Source organism: Nostoc edaphicum CCNP1411 (assembly GCF_014023275.1).
Classification (GTDB): Bacteria; Cyanobacteriota; Cyanobacteriia; order Cyanobacteriales; family Nostocaceae; genus Nostoc; species Nostoc edaphicum_A.
Genome location: NZ_CP054698.1, coordinates 1487624 through 1501286 on the forward strand (window position 1 = coordinate 1487624; position 13663 = coordinate 1501286).

General features: G+C 43.3%; 19 protein-coding genes. 8 read left to right on the forward strand and 11 right to left on the reverse strand.

The window, feature by feature from the left end; all coding sequences use genetic code 11:
* The first annotated feature begins 15 nt into the window (after window positions 1-15).
* Window positions 16-369, forward strand: a complete 354-nt coding sequence (locus HUN01_RS08865; protein ID WP_181930957.1) for an STAS domain-containing protein — start codon at window positions 16-18, stop codon at window positions 367-369.
* Between the two features lie 417 nt (window positions 370-786).
* On the opposite strand, the gene HUN01_RS08870 is transcribed toward HUN01_RS08865, so the two are convergent.
* Window positions 787-1344, reverse strand: coding sequence for an Npun_F5560 family protein (locus tag HUN01_RS08870; protein ID WP_181930958.1), 558 nt, complete (start codon window positions 1342-1344; stop codon window positions 787-789).
* A 240-nt stretch (window positions 1345-1584) separates the two neighbouring features.
* Window positions 1585-1941 carry a 30S ribosomal protein S6 gene (rpsF, locus tag HUN01_RS08875; protein WP_181930959.1) on the reverse strand — a complete coding sequence of 119 codons (357 nt, stop codon included), beginning with the start codon at window positions 1939-1941 and terminating at the stop codon, window positions 1585-1587.
* A gap of 380 nt (window positions 1942-2321) precedes the next feature.
* On the opposite strand from rpsF, the gene HUN01_RS08880 reads away from it, so the two are divergent.
* A complete protein-coding gene (locus HUN01_RS08880; protein WP_181930960.1) occupies window positions 2322-3095 on the forward strand; it encodes a fumarylacetoacetate hydrolase family protein in 774 nt (257 codons plus the stop codon).
* Between the two features lie 3 nt (window positions 3096-3098).
* Here HUN01_RS08880 and HUN01_RS08885 read toward each other — a convergent pair whose 3' ends face one another.
* The 3 genes from HUN01_RS08885 to HUN01_RS08895 all read right to left on the reverse strand — a co-directional run bounded on the left by HUN01_RS08885 (window position 3099) and on the right by HUN01_RS08895 (window position 4078).
* On the reverse strand, window positions 3099-3575 hold the full coding sequence (locus HUN01_RS08885; RefSeq protein WP_069072913.1) for a Tic20 family protein: 477 nt from the start codon (window positions 3573-3575) through the stop codon (window positions 3099-3101).
* An 81-nt stretch (window positions 3576-3656) separates the two neighbouring features.
* Window positions 3657-3854 (reverse strand): hypothetical protein, encoded by a 198-nt coding sequence (locus HUN01_RS08890; RefSeq protein ID WP_181930961.1) that lies wholly within the window; start codon window positions 3852-3854, stop codon window positions 3657-3659.
* A gap of 86 nt (window positions 3855-3940) precedes the next feature.
* The gene (locus tag HUN01_RS08895) at window positions 3941-4078 is read right to left on the reverse strand and encodes a hypothetical protein (RefSeq protein ID WP_181930962.1); all 138 of its coding nucleotides are present in this window, start codon (window positions 4076-4078) and stop codon (window positions 3941-3943) included.
* Window positions 4079-4498: 420 nt separating this feature from the next.
* On the opposite strand from HUN01_RS08895, the gene HUN01_RS35250 reads away from it, so the two are divergent.
* Window positions 4499-8137, forward strand: a complete 3639-nt coding sequence (locus HUN01_RS35250; protein ID WP_238846097.1) for a hypothetical protein — start codon at window positions 4499-4501, stop codon at window positions 8135-8137.
* Window positions 8138-8369: 232 nt separating this feature from the next.
* Window positions 8370-8480, forward strand: coding sequence for a photosystem I reaction center subunit VIII (locus tag HUN01_RS08905; RefSeq protein WP_084227157.1), 111 nt, complete (start codon window positions 8370-8372; stop codon window positions 8478-8480).
* 185 nt (window positions 8481-8665) lie between these two features.
* On the opposite strand, the gene HUN01_RS08910 is transcribed toward HUN01_RS08905, so the two are convergent.
* The 6 genes from HUN01_RS08910 to HUN01_RS08935 form a co-directional block, all read right to left on the reverse strand.
* Window positions 8666-8785, reverse strand: a complete 120-nt coding sequence (locus HUN01_RS08910) for a photosystem II reaction center protein J (protein ID WP_012411803.1) — start codon at window positions 8783-8785, stop codon at window positions 8666-8668.
* A 70-nt stretch (window positions 8786-8855) separates the two neighbouring features.
* Window positions 8856-8978, reverse strand: a complete 123-nt coding sequence (locus HUN01_RS08915) for a photosystem II reaction center protein PsbL (protein WP_012411802.1) — start codon at window positions 8976-8978, stop codon at window positions 8856-8858.
* A gap of 8 nt (window positions 8979-8986) precedes the next feature.
* Window positions 8987-9124 (reverse strand): cytochrome b559 subunit beta, encoded by a 138-nt coding sequence (gene psbF, locus HUN01_RS08920; protein ID WP_015115279.1) that lies wholly within the window; start codon window positions 9122-9124, stop codon window positions 8987-8989.
* 9 nt (window positions 9125-9133) lie between these two features.
* Entirely contained in the window at window positions 9134-9382 is a 249-nt protein-coding gene (gene psbE / locus HUN01_RS08925; protein ID WP_069071322.1) for a cytochrome b559 subunit alpha, read from the reverse strand.
* Between the two features lie 188 nt (window positions 9383-9570).
* Window positions 9571-10590 carry a photosynthesis system II assembly factor Ycf48 gene (locus HUN01_RS08930; RefSeq protein WP_181930963.1) on the reverse strand — a complete coding sequence of 340 codons (1020 nt, stop codon included), beginning with the start codon at window positions 10588-10590 and terminating at the stop codon, window positions 9571-9573.
* Between the two features lie 140 nt (window positions 10591-10730).
* Window positions 10731-11066 (reverse strand): rubredoxin, encoded by a 336-nt coding sequence (locus tag HUN01_RS08935; protein WP_181930964.1) that lies wholly within the window; start codon window positions 11064-11066, stop codon window positions 10731-10733.
* Between the two features lie 327 nt (window positions 11067-11393).
* On the opposite strand from HUN01_RS08935, the gene ndhC reads away from it, so the two are divergent.
* From ndhC to HUN01_RS08955, 4 genes are all read left to right on the forward strand, one after another.
* On the forward strand, window positions 11394-11756 hold the full coding sequence (gene ndhC / locus HUN01_RS08940) for a photosynthetic/respiratory NAD(P)H-quinone oxidoreductase subunit C (RefSeq protein ID WP_181930965.1): 363 nt from the start codon (window positions 11394-11396) through the stop codon (window positions 11754-11756).
* Window positions 11747-12484 carry a photosynthetic/respiratory NAD(P)H-quinone oxidoreductase subunit K gene (ndhK, locus tag HUN01_RS08945; RefSeq protein WP_181930966.1) on the forward strand — a complete coding sequence of 246 codons (738 nt, stop codon included), beginning with the start codon at window positions 11747-11749 and terminating at the stop codon, window positions 12482-12484. The genes ndhC and ndhK overlap by 10 nt, the downstream gene beginning before the upstream one ends.
* The gene (locus tag HUN01_RS08950; RefSeq protein WP_094348036.1) at window positions 12477-13007 is read left to right on the forward strand and encodes an NAD(P)H-quinone oxidoreductase subunit J; all 531 of its coding nucleotides are present in this window, start codon (window positions 12477-12479) and stop codon (window positions 13005-13007) included. Before ndhK ends, HUN01_RS08950 begins: the two co-directional genes overlap by 8 nt.
* Window positions 13008-13398: 391 nt before the next feature.
* Window positions 13399-13602: a hypothetical protein gene (locus HUN01_RS08955; protein WP_181930967.1), complete on the forward strand. Its 204-nt coding sequence runs from the start codon at window positions 13399-13401 to the stop codon at window positions 13600-13602.
* Window positions 13603-13663 lie beyond the last annotated feature (61 nt).

A 13663-nucleotide genomic window follows, 5' to 3' on the forward strand; every position in this document is an offset into this window, starting at 1 on the left:
TACCCTCTTAAATTTATGGCTCTTACACAAGAACTTCAAGTGATTTTGTTTAAACCCCAGGGAAGTATAGATTTGGAAGGCGGTAAGGCTCTGAGTAAACAGATGGCTGAAGTAGTGCCTCAAGCTCATCAGCTCTGGGTTATCGACCTATCAGAAGTCAATTTCATGGACAGTTCTGGGTTAGTGCCTTTAGTTAAAGGTTTAAAAGCTGCACGTCAGAGTGGTTGCCGCTTGGTTCTATGCAACGTCCAAACTCCTGTAAGGTTAATTTTGGAACTTACCCAACTAGATACAGTGTTTGAAATTTTTCACGCTTACGAAGATATTTTTACTACCGTTAAAGATAACAGTCTGGTGCTAGCAGGTTAGATAACAAATCTACCTATAGAAGGATGGCGTAGTCAAGCTACATTTGCATTTTTTCACATTTTCTAAAGATAACAGTCTGGTGCTAGCAGGCTGATTTTCTTTTTTCTCTATCTTTAAAAGTAAGTAAGCACAAGTACTTAGTGACAAGTTGGTATAGGCTGGTTAAATCAGCCTGCACCGCTCTGGGTATAAATAATCCCATTGGCTTTTAGCCGTGGGAGAAGTCAATTTGAGCTAACTGTTATATATCCGACGTAGCTAGTGTAAGGAAGCAGGAGGTAAGAAAGGCTAAAATATCAGATTTTGCGTTATTTCTAACTCTATATTTATTTTTGCCTTGATGTGCTACTTGGATGTCTCCAAGATACTTTGCCGCACCAATTTCTTACCTCTTAAGATTCCACCATAATGGTAATTTTAGGCATTCTGGGGAGTTGAAATATTCGCTTGTTCGGATGCTGGACGAGGAAAATTTGGTAAATCAATGCCGCTGTGACTAGCATTACGAGTTTTGAGAGCTAAACGGTAACTCACACTTTGCAGTTCTGCTTGTAGTTGGCGGTTTTCCCGTTGTAGCATTGCTACCTTTTCTCTCACTGGCGTCATCCGCTCCTCAAACTTCCGACGGTAAATTTGAGGCAACTCTTGCACGACTTGCTCCAACATCCGAGTGCGATCGGTGAGTTCTTGGACTGACTGTCGCAATTGGTAAATTTCGGAGTCACGAGTGGTAATTTGCTCTTGGTAGAACGCTACCTGCTGCTCTACAGCCTGGAGTTGTTCTTGTAAAGCGTGTAACTGGGTGAAATCACGCTCAAGCTCCGGCTGGGGCATAAAACTAGTATTACCTTTTACCAGCCGGAAGAGTTCTTGAGATAGTTGTTGTACTAATTGATCGCGAAGTTGCAACTCTTGGCGTAGCTGCGATACTTCCGTAGAGAGAACTTGAATATTGGGTGTATCAGATTGGATCACAGTAGCTTAAAGCTCCCATTCAGAATCTTGTCCACTCTTAGGTATAACTGCGGGAGTACTACCTTTGGCAAGTATTTGTTAATTTAGCATTCCCAAACAAGTCATGAGAAAAGAAAAAGACAAAATTTTATTGAATGGGATTGGGCATTGGGCATTGGGCATTGGGCATTGGGCATTGGGCATTGGGGATTTTTTCGTCATCACCCTGTACCCTGTACCCTACTCCCTACTCCCCATTCATCACACTGTTGCAGTTGCAGCTACTTTAGTTGGCTTTTCTTTTTCCTCTTTAGGAGGTTTTTCTTCGGCGATTTCCTGCTTAACGGTCAAATAGCGAATCACTTCTTCACTCAAGCGCATGGCGCGTTCAAAGGGGGCGATCGCAGTTGCAGGCGCACCGTAGTTTAACTGGATGTAGATGCCATCACGGTGTTTTTTGATTTCATAAGCGAGACGACGCTTACCACGATTTTGAATTTGGATATCCTCGGCGCCTTGATCGCGAAGCAAATTCTGATATTTAGTAATTGCTTGCTCTACCTGTTCTTCTCCCAGATCAGGACGAAGAATGTACATTGTTTCGTAACTTGTAGTCATATTTTTCCGATTCCTCATGGACAAAAGTGGCTGCTGATGTTAATTTATACCTGGTTTTAATTAAAAATGCCAGTATTAATCAACATCTGAAGCAACAAGGAATTATAATCTTACCAGTTTTCAATTTGAATCATTAGCCAAATCGCCGGAGTTTGGATTTTTGGGATGTCCCCAATGAAAACTAGGTGGGAAGTAACCCTGATATTTCTTTACCAAGATTGATCAAGCTATTAGCTTTGCCAACGGGTATCTTTACCCTATGAGCATCTATAGCGATCGCTTTCATGCTCAAGGTTCAATCGGTTCGCTAAAAAGCTAACTGATGATTGCTACCCGCTCACAGCAACAAAAAATCAAATAAAAGGATATTCGTCAAGGTTATGGCGCAGCGCTATGTGCGAATTCAAAATCAAGAAGGACAGATTTATTATGGGATACTCCAACTATCCCTTAATGTCCAGGTGCTAGATGCTCCGCCCTGGTTACAAGGACAACCCACTGATTTGACTTTGACACCAGAAAATTACCAAATTCTGGCTCCTTGTGCTCCCTCAAAAATTGTAGCAGTGGGTAAGAATTATGCAGAACATGCAGCCGAAATGGGAACTTCAGTACCTTCTGAGCCACTAATCTTTCTCAAGCCACCCACGTCGATTATTCCATCTGAAAGGGAAATTAAGTATCCTCCCCAATCACAAAGAGTTGATTACGAAGGAGAGTTAGCACTAGTGATTGGTGATTACGCCTTTGAATGCACACCAGAAGTAGCCCAAACTAAAATTTGGGGCTACACCATTGCCAATGACGTAACAGCGCGGGATTTACAAAAACGGGATGGTCAATGGACGCGAGCTAAAGGTTTTGATACTTTCTGTCCCTTGGGCCCTTGGATTGTGCGGGAATTAAATCCAGGAGCGAGATTGCAGACTTTTGTGAATGACGACGCTAATCCAGTCCAATGTGCCTGTATCGATCAGATGGTGTTTTCGCCTGATGTTTTAGTTTCCTATATCAGTCAGGTGATGACGCTACTACCTGGTGATTTAGTGCTTACAGGTACACCGGAGGGTGTAAGCGCATTGAAACCAGGCGATCGCGTCCGCGTAGAAATTGAAGGTATTGGTCGCCTGGAAAACACCGTAGTGGCTCGTTAACTTCTAACGCACTTGCATATACACTGCATCGGAAATCGCCGGAATTTCCGCATAACGTCCGCTTACAGACTGGATGACTGAATATGCAACTGCTCCCACTATGCCGATAAAAATGGTTGTGGATAGGGTTTGGATTGCAAAACCACCAACGGGAACTAGCCCCACAACATCAGTAAGGATGCTAAACAAAAAGATAATGATGTCCAAAAGGATTGCTTGCATGGTGTTGAAACGAATAAAGTGACTAATTTTTTCGTTTCTCACTACCAGCAAAAATAAAGCAAAGAAAATAATCATTCCTGCATAACGCACGCCGTAGTAAATATTTAACAATGGCACGAGCGGCAGAAACAGCAGTTGTAGTGGTGGAAATTCTGAGAGCAAATATCTACCAAATACAAAAACTTCAACTAGAGGAAGCAAATAAGGCAAGGAAGCAAAAATCCGATCTGAAACCGTTGTAGACCCGCGCCAAGACATTATGCGTTCTCCTGTGGTTAAATTTCAATAGTTACTTGAGCTTAGGATAACGCAGTTGCTTGGTCTTGCTGATAAATTCGACTATTCTATATGGGCGATGCGAAAGCCCATCATGCACTCATACTGGTCTGGCTGCTGTTGAGTAAGTTTGTGAATGGCTTGACCACAGCGCAGTTGACCCTCACGCCAACGAGGTTGACCCCTCCCGTCAGCGAGTAAACAAGACTGGCAAACTTGCTCAGGGGCAAGGATTTGATCGTCCATTAAAATGACTAGCATCGAATCCCTCCTATAAATCCTCATTGTCAAACAATTTTGGATTTTAGATTTTGGATTTTGGATTGACCCCATAGATATATCTAGGGTTAAGTGTTGTGATTTACCCACTCAGTGCTGAGTGCTAAACGCCCCGCTACCGCTAACAGTACTTGGAACTCAGCACTCTTCATGATGCCGCTTTGCGCCCAGCCTGGGCGATCGCAGAGGACACTTAAGAGCCACATCCTACCTCTTTGTAGCAAAAATGTGGGTAATCACAATTTAATAAAAATTGTCAAGTGAATTTTAATTTATTGTATGTTGTGTCTATGGTAAATTGAATATTTAGTAAAAAATAATACAAAAGTATTGGCGCTAAGTTGAGCAGAGATAGCTAATACTATCTCTTGTATCCCTGGTAATTGAGCACTGGAGAGTGTCAAACTTAATATTCAGAAAACAACAAAAGCTTTACGCACAAGCAATAAGGCGACCTCTTGAAGTAACCTTAACGTGGCTAGTTAAAGCAAGAGAAGTCAAGTAAGTAAAACTGAGTTAATTTGATAGCCATTTAAGTGGGGCATTTCCAAAATACTGAGGTAAACTTGCAAGCAAGTTAATACACAATATTACTCAGCGGCTCGTCGGTCTGGGCATCACTTACAATGGAACACTGGCAATTTCTGATACAGAAACAAGGCGCTCGCTCGTGGCATATCCTAGAATCGCCAAATTTGGAAATTTTGGAAGGACAGTATAGAGTTTTAGTTCGTTCTAACCTTCCCAATACAGATGTGGAAGTTCGGGTAACTCACTCTTCAACTGAGGAAGTTCAACCAACGCGGCGAATTTTCAAGCGATCGCGTCGCACTAACTCAGAAGGCTTAATGGCGGTAATTCCTTTTACCTACTTCCAGGCGGGAGTTTGGGAGTTGCGCTGTTCCGGCGATTTGATGTCGGAACTGCTCGGTAAATCTTGGCAATACAGAGTCCAAGTGCAAGTCTTGTCACAGGTGGAAGAGGAGCAGAGGAAGAATGTAGAATCAAATTCACTCGCTCACCCAAATACTATTTCTGAAAACTTAGAATACACTGCCCCAACAGAACCCATAATTACGTTTGATAACGCGATCGCTGTTTCCACAGAACTGGCAATTAGCAAATACAGCAACCCGACTACCATTGTTCTGCCAGAAGAGAACTTAGAATACACTGCCCCAGCAGAACCCGCAATTACGTTCGATAAGGCGATCGCTGTTCCCGCAGAATTACACAGCAACCCCACTATCACTGTTCTCCCTGATCAAGGGAACTTAGAATACACTGCCCCAACAGAACCCGCAATTACGTTTGATAACGCGATCGCTGTTCCCGCAGAATTACACAGCAACCCCACTATCACTGTTCTCCCTGATCAAGGGAACTTAGAATACACTGCCCCAACAGAACCCGCAATTACGTTTGATAACGCGATCGCTGTTCCCGCAGAATTACACAGCAACCCCACTATCACTGTTCTCTCAGATGAAGAAAATTTAGAATACACTGCCCCAGCAGAAGCCGTAACTAAGTTTGATCACGCGATCGCTGTCCCAGCAGAATTACGCAGCAACCCCACTATCACTGTTCTCCCTGATGAAGAAAATTTAGAATACACTGCCCCAACAGAACCCGCAATTACGTTCGATAACGCGATCGCTGTTCCCGCAGAATTACACAGCAACCCCACTATCACTGTTCTCCCTGATCAAGGGAACTTAGAATACACTGCCCCAACAGAACCCGCAATTACGTTCGATAACGCGATCGCAGTTTCTACAGAACTACACAGCAACCCCACTATCACTGTTATCCCAGAAGAGAACTTAGAATACACTGCCCCAGCAGAACCCGCAATTACGTTTGATAATGCGATCGCTGTTTCTACAGAACTGGCAATTACTACATACAGCAACCCCTCTACCACTGTTCTGTCAGATGAAACGGAAGAAGATGAAGATATAGTTATCAATGAGCCTGTGAGTCCTGTGTGGCTCAAAGGTGAGACGGCAGAGCAGATTTTACAAAATTTAATAGATTTAGCTTTACCCACCTCTGAACTGCTGCCCCAAGATGAAAAGGTTACAGATTCTCTAGCAACACAACCACCGCCACTATTACAGCTAACTTTAGATCAGGATACTTACATTGCTCGTTGGGGACACGCTCTTACAATCAATGGACACATAGAACTCCAAGAAAAGACAAATCTAGATCAGGCTGAAACATTATCTCCAGAAAGCCTGCGAGCAATTGAACTAGGAATTGAACTGCGATCGCCCCTAGAGTCGAAAATCTTGACCCAGGTACGGCGATCCTTGCCAGATCAGGAATTACCCTTCACCATCAATACCTCAATTGATATTCCTGCTGACTGTAAATCCAAGTTAATTTTGGCAGATATTAGTTTGTATGGTAAATTCACCGATGCTGGTGAAGTTATCCAGTTAGCTAGTCAGTCCTTCACCATTACAGCAGATGTAACGGAATTACTGGCAATCACAGCCGCAGCAAAATCTAGTACATCCTTAAATGACCCCATAACACCATCAGACTCATCTACTGCTTTCACAGAACCAGAGACACCTGTTAGGCTCGATTTGAAACTATTCAATCTGGTCAAAATTCCAAAAACAGACCAACCACAGATACTTAATCCATCCCCAAGCACACCCCTACCACCGCAAATAAATCTGCAAGTTCTGCGAGAAGCCACCCTGCGGACAACATCTAAGTTAAAAGCTTCAGGCACTTCGCCTCAATTGCCGAAACTGCCTCCTATTCAAACTGATGCCAACTCTCCCACAGATGTTGTTGCAGAACCCCCTATACAGGAGGAGCTTTTAGAAAAGGATGCTACTATAGCTGCCATCAACTTAGGGCAGTTGGTCATCAGGCAACGTCGAATGCCAATACTCGACACTACTTTGCCATACTTGAAACGGCTACAAGCTTTGCCAAGTGATCCAGAAGAAGAAGTAAAAAACAATGTCCCCGCAGATGCCTTGGAAGTTAAGGCGGCTGAAGACTTCCCACAGTTGGATGCAATTGTAGCTGAAGATGAAAATACACCTGAATTAGTAGTAGGTGATGCACAATTCCAGGAAGAATCTGTTGCTGAAGTAGAAGCCCAGCAAAATACACAATTCCAGGAAGAATTTGTTGCTGAAGTGGAAGCCCAGCAAAATACACAATTCCAGGAAGAATTTGTTGCTGAAGTGGAAGCCCAATCAAATACACAATTTCAGGAAGAATCCGTTGCTGAAGTAGAAGCCCAGCAAAATGCACAATTCATTACAACAGGCAATCTTTACTCATCTCCTTTACTCAGGAAGTGGATGCAGAGCCAAGGATACTCTTTGCCTGAATCCATCAATGATCTGCAACTTCAAGACTACGATAACTATGTTTCAGGGCAGCAGACACCCGTTTCTCTTAGTGCAGAAACTACGAATCTTGATATCAACTTGCCGTTAAATCTAGATACCAAGACGGAGAATAATCTGAGCGAAGATTGGGGTCACTCAGAACTTATCCTGACTGAGACATGGCACGAACAGGAAACATGGGAAGAAGATCAAGAGTTGGCTAACGAACTGAGGAACTTTGGGGAAGATGTAGACACAGCAGAGGAAGCGGATCTGGGGATAGGAGTAAATACGGAACTAGAAAAAGTATTAGAAGAAGCAACACTCTCATCGGCTCTGGTAACACAACTACCGCCCCCCCCTCCTCCGATAAAAGTAAATATAGCGTCAGCTTGGTTGGCGCAAGAAATCGTTGTAGATGATACATATAGTGAACTAGAAGCCGATGCAACCAGGAGTTACCTCTTTGAAGAAAAGGAGCAAGCAGTATTAGATTTATCCCCTTCCTTACCTATGATTGCAGCAACCAATAAGCCTTTGCCAATTCCACAGTTGCATGTGCCAGAAGGCGAACTAATTGCTGGCAAGTTTGTCATAGTGCGCGTAGTACTGCCTGAAGTACCTCCGCAAGTTGTTGTCAAGTTATGGCTTGAAGATTATCAAACTCGCTGGTTACTAGATGGGCCTCATTTATTGACAAATTTACTACCTAATGCATCAGGAGGGTTGGAAGTAATTACGCAATTAAACATTCCCTTTGGCTGTTTGGAAATTCGCTTGGAAGCGATCGCACTTGATCTGACAACCCAGCAGGAGAGTCACAAAGTTACAATAGTGCGAACTGTAATTCCTCCAGACTTGCCAAACTTAGAGCTAGATGAACTCCTGGGTATGTAACTTAGATATTGGGCGTTGGGAATTGGGAATTGGGCATTGGGCATTGGGCATTGGGCATTGGGCATTGCTTCTTCTCCCCCTGCTTCCCCTGCTTCCCCTGCTTCCCCTGCTCCCTCATTTCCCCCACTCTCAACATGGGCTGTGTTAAAAATATGAAAGAATTTCAAAAATCTGGCAGGATTTGCAGTAAGCTCATTTTGAATTGTAGTGTTATTTAACAGGAACTTTTACTATGGCAGCTTCCTTTTTGCCTTCTATCTTCGTTCCCATCATTGGTTGGGTTTTACCAGCTATAACCTTCGCGTTTCTATTTTTATACATTGAAAGCGACGATATCAGCTGATGTAGTCAATAGTCATTAGTCATTAGTCATTTGCAAGAAACAAATGACAAAGGATAAAGGACAAATGACTATCAAGCAAAATTAATACCGCCTATCTCATAGAGACAGGCGGTTTTTTTAACGTTGATTTCTCAACAAATGCTGGAAAATTCTGACTTATAGTGTTCGGTTCAAACTAACTAATGTTAAATCGAAGAACCGAGTCCGGCGTAGGCACCATAAAAGAAAATGCCCAAGACTGTAATTATACCTAAACCTGCGATCGTAGCGACGACCCACAGGGGAATTCTCCCACTTCCAGACACAGCTTCTCTCCTCCCTTAACAACAAATCAACACACGTTCAATAAACAAAGATTAACAACAGTAGTTCCAATTAGTTAAAGAAGTAACTGGAAAACAGAATCCCCAGAACGAAAACTAGTAGTAGTCCCAGGTATAGCGAAGTCCGGTTTAGTTCAACCGGCTGATTATTGGGATTGGGCGATCTTTCTACCATAATTGCTCCTAACGTTGAATAAATTGCATTGCGGCGATCGCGCCCAAAAAGAATACAGTTGGTACACCTAAAGTGTGAACTGCCAGCCATCTAACGGTAAAAATTGGATAGGTAACTGGTTGATTGATGTTATTGCCGCTAGTCATGATCTCAAACTACTTTCCAATAAATTGTTCAACTTGTTTTTTCGCTTCAAAACGGTTCTTCACAATGGGCACTTCTTGGCGTGCTGGTGTGAAATACTCGTTGGGACGAGGTGTGCCAAAGGCATCATAAGCCAGTCCAGTTTGCACAAATAGCCAACCAGCAATAAACAATGCCGGGATGGTGATGCTGTGAATTACCCAGTAACGAACGCTGGTAATGATGTCTGAAAACGGACGTTCTCCAGTGGTACCTGACATTTAGATCCCTACCTCCACAAAGAATGTTATAGAGTTTATTATCCTACAAAGTTAAGAAAGAGTTACAAGTTGCAACGTTCTTCTCAGAAATTGTACGTTGGGCATGGGGCATTGGGCATTGGGTATTTAGAATTGCTTATTTCTTCCTCATCTCCCTTATCTCCCCACTCCCTACTCCCTCTTACTCACTAAGCTGCTTCTGAGGAAGTTGCTTCAGGATTTGGGAGATATTTTAGCAATACGCCGCGATCGCCAATTATAAATCCCCGCTCTGGCTCTAAGAACACAATCTTGTACAAATTAGCCGCAACTTCTTCTATGTCACGGTCTTTTTCCCAGGTTTTACCACCGTCGCCACTGCGTAGTAAATTACCGCTACCGCCACCTACCCAAATTTCATCGGGTGTACGATATGCCAAATCCAGCAAACCCCAACTGGTGGATAACTCTGGATATTTTGCCTCTTGCCATTCTTCAGGTTTAGTTGGGTCACTAAACTGAACTTGACCTCCTCTAGCTAGTAACCACAATTGCCCATTCTCCGTAAAACCCATGTTTTCTAAACGCCGAGAACTATTGCGGTTATGGGGAACCCAAGCATCTTGCCCTGGTTCCCAAGTCGAGTAGAAGCTACCTTTAGCAGAAACAGCAATATATTTCCCATCAGCAGAACGTTCCAAGTTACGCACCACACCCACTGCTGATTCCACCTGGGCTTTCCAGTTTTTGCCACCGTCTGTGGTCTTATATATGGCCCCCACATCAGTAGCCATTTCAGCTGTATTGTCTGCTAGCGCCTTAACTGCGATCGGACTACCTGGTAACTTTTCGCTCAGGGGGATACGCGACCAAGAAGCACCTTCATCGGTCGTGTGTAGTAACAGTCCAGGCTCTCCGGCAATCCAGCCTTCTTTGCCTGCAAAACTTACTGAGTCAAAGCGATACTTCTGCTCATCCAGTTGCAGTGTTATTGGTTTCCAGGTATTACCACCGTCATTGGTTTCCAATAGGGTGGCATTGCTACCGACTAAATAGCCATGCTCAAGGTTATCAGTAAAAGCAATATCCAATAAATTCGAGTCTGTTGGCACAGAAATTACTTTCCAAGGGTTGTAGCTAACAGAGGGAACTTGGCTACAACCTATGCACATCAAGACTACTATTAACAAGGCAAATATTCGTTGCCAACCTTTCACAATTGAATGCATCAGTATTTCTTAGTTATTTCTAAATTTTTGTAGGAGTTGGCAGCCAGGATGCTGTAAATCCTGGCTTTTTGATTTTGAATTTTGTTAGCGCAGTGTAAAGCCTCTGGTAGAGAGCGTTATTTGGAATTGCTTAAAGGCTCTCATTGTAAGCCGTAAAGACTGATAAAAAACAAGAACCCAAGAGCCAAAGCACCAAAAATTAGGATATTCTTTTGGGTTGGCGTTAGGTTGTTAACACCCAAACCATAACCGAGATTTTCTTTAAAGCCGGATGCAGTACCGGCAGGGCCGATGTTGGCAAAAGCGGTCTTTTTAGCAGAACAAACTGGACAGCGCCAATTTATGGGCAGTTCTGCAAAGAGTACCCCGGAAGGAATATCATGCTTGTCATCTCCCTTCTCAGGTTCGTAAACATAACCGCAGGCGCGACACTCGTAGCGGTCTAACACCGGAGTCTCAACAGCTGGTTCGCTCATGGCTAAGGCCTCGCAGAGAAGAAATCTTAAATATACGTTAAAAATTATGACATAATTGTTAGACTTTTCTATCACTAGCAAAAGCGAATCAAATACCTGAAGTGCGTCTGTTTCCCAGATTTCAGAAAAACCAAACAGATATAATGTAAAAGAAAGTTACGCAGTTAAGGGATTTGGCATTGGGCATTGGGAATTGGGCATTGGGCATTGGGCATTGGGCATTGGTTAAAAATCAATAGTTATTCTCCCCCTGCTCCCCCTGCTCCCCCTGCTCTCTCATCTCCCCACTCCTCACTTAAAATACTCCATAAGCGGTAGATACTCATTGTGTTTGTCCTCAGCGGTTACGAGTACCTTCTAGGCTTCTTCATAGTCTGTAGCCTAGTTCCTGCCTTAGCGCTCTCAGCATCCAAGCTCCTACGACCCAGTAGTTACAGCCCAGAACGTCGCACTACTTATGAATCTGGTATGGAACCCATCGGGGGAGCCTGGATTCAGTTCAACATCCGCTACTACATGTTTGCTCTAGTCTTCGTCGTCTTTGATGTGGAGACTGTTTTCTTGTATCCTTGGGCGGTAGCTTTCCACCGTTTGGGGCTATTGGCTTTTATTGAAGCGCTAGTCTTTATTGCAATTCTTGTAGTCGCTTTAGTTTACGCGTGGCGTAAAGGAGCTTTGGAATGGTCTTGAATTCTAACTTAACAACCCAGGGTAAAGAACGAATCATCAACCCCATTGAGCGTACCAATGTCACTCAAGACCTTTCAGAAAACGTCATTTTGACGACGGTTGATGACCTCTACGACTGGGCGCGGCTTTCTAGTCTGTGGCCGTTGCTGTTTGGTACTGCTTGCTGCTTTATTGAGTTTGCAGCTTTAATTGGTTCCCGATTTGACTTTGACCGTTTTGGACTAATTCCCCGTTCTAGCCCCCGCCAAGCCGATTTAATTATTACGGCAGGGACTATTACGATGAAGATGGCTCCCCAACTGGTGCGTCTTTACGAACAAATGCCAGAGCCAAAGTATGTAATTGCGATGGGAGCTTGCACAATTACTGGCGGGATGTTCAGCGTTGATTCCCCTACGGCAGTGCGCGGAGTCGATAAACTGATTCCTGTGGATGTGTACTTGCCTGGTTGTCCTCCCCGTCCAGAAGCAATTATCGACGCAATCATTAAGCTGCGGAAGAAAATCTCCAATGAATCGATGCAAGAGCGGGATAAAATTAAGCAAACTCACCGCTATTACAGCACGACTCATAATTTGAAGCCAGTAGAAGAAATCTTAACTGGTAAGTATTTGCAGTCAGACACTCGCTATGCACCACCAAAGGAATTGGCGGAAGCGATTGGTATGCCAATACCACCTGCACTGCTGACAGAAAAGGCGCAAAAGGAGGAACAAACCCGTGGCTGAAGAAGAATCTAAACCAGTACCAGCAGCGAAAGAAGAGTCATTGGTACAAGCGGGTAAAGTTTCCCAGTGGTTGACGGAAAATGGCTTTGACCATGAGTTTTTGGCACCAGACAAAAATGGTGTAGAGATAATTAAGGTGGCGGCAGATTTCTTGCTTCCCACCGCTACAGCCCTTTATGCTTATGGGTTTAATTATCTCCAGTGTCAAGGTGGTATTGACCTTGGCCCAGGACAAGAATTGGTGAGTATGTATCACTTGATTAAAGTCGGTGATAATAGCGATCGCCCCGAAGAAGTTCGAGTTAAGGTGTTCTTACCACGGGAAAACCCCGTAGTGCCTTCTGTGTACTGGATTTGGAAGACCGCAGATTGGCAAGAGCGCGAGTCTTACGATATGTACGGCATTATCTACGAAGGACACCCAAATCTCAAGCGGATTTTGATGCCGGAAGATTGGGTAGGTTGGCCTTTGCGGAAGGATTACATCTCGCCTGATTTTTATGAGTTGCAGGACGCTTATTAGAGATTGTTGAATAGAGACGCGATTCATCGCGTCTGTACAATATAGTTCTGGGTTTCGGCAGTGATTAACCCCTTTCCGGTGGCGGAGAGGGGTTATGTTTTTGGTGTCTCATGTAACAGTTGGTTGGCAATATTGGCTGTAATTCATTGACTATAGGACTTACGCATTAACAGGAAATACCAAATATGTGGTACTTATTTCAGGCATTAAACCTTGATTTTTCGACACTTTTTAGGCGATCGCTATTTATCCAAGGATGATTGATAAAAGCCTGAAACAATATATTCTCGTTAATGCACAAGATAATGAATTTGTAAAGTTCGTAAGTCCTATATACTTATACTATGTAAAGGTAATCAAATTCTCTATGATTACAAACACTAATACCCAAATGAAAACCAATCAATACCCATTTGCTCAAGAATTAATCACAGATACTCAAGGTAACATTCGTAAAGTAGTTATAGATTTTCAAGACTATCTACGCTTATTAGAAGTAATTGAAGATGAAGGATTGATATTAGCAATAAAGGAAGTACAACAAGAAATACCATTAAATATTAATGAAGCATTAGCCGGATTAGAAAGAGAGTGAATACCCAGTATTTATCCAGTTTTATTAAAGATTTAAAAGCACTCAAAAGTCCACTTTACTA